This window comes from Marinicrinis lubricantis (assembly GCF_042658665.1).
Taxonomy (GTDB): domain Bacteria; phylum Bacillota; class Bacilli; order Paenibacillales; family KCTC-33676; genus Marinicrinis; species Marinicrinis lubricantis.
The window spans coordinates 1-540 of record NZ_JBHSQV010000041.1 but is presented as its reverse complement, the minus strand read 5'-3'; the positions used below and the strand labels follow the sequence as shown (position 1 = coordinate 540).

The following is a 540-nucleotide window of genomic DNA, read 5'->3' as shown; positions in this document are numbered from 1 at the left end:
TCCCGAATTCTTAAAATCTCATAAACACCTAATAGTTGACACACCATTTATTATGGATACATATAGGTGGTCTTTAATTTATTTACAATATGGAGGCCATCCTATCTTTCAAACTGGATGAGTTTGGAAAATATAGCTTATAACCGTGCGTGAAATCTCCACACAGTTCACGGCCGCTCACCCTCCCATATCTCACCGGATTGAGATCCATACATTCCTTCGTCCTGCGTATCCATGAGGTGGAGGTCGGATATGCTCCTTTGCTGGGTCAAATGCCCGTATGGTAAATATAAACTCCGACTCTGCACTATTGGTATTTGTATTTAAGATTCTGGTCGTTTTCAGAAGTGATGAACGCAAAATTAGTTTTTAGGCAGCCTGTAATGTATGACTCTGAGGTAACCCTCGCAATAGCTTTGAACCATCAAATTTACACTGTTTGTGGCTAATGGCAAACAAGACTCGCAGTAGTTTGCAACATACAGCAATCAGTGACTGTTGCTTCTTTAATGGGCGATCTGGCCGCTTGGTATAGTAATG

At 41.1% G+C, this 540-nt stretch carries 1 pseudogene; it reads right to left on the bottom strand.

Annotation, left to right across the window (positions count from 1 at the left end):
• Positions 1–369 precede the first annotated feature (369 nt).
• Positions 370–540: pseudogene (locus ACFPXP_RS07920) on the bottom strand (IS110 family transposase); the annotation flags it as partial.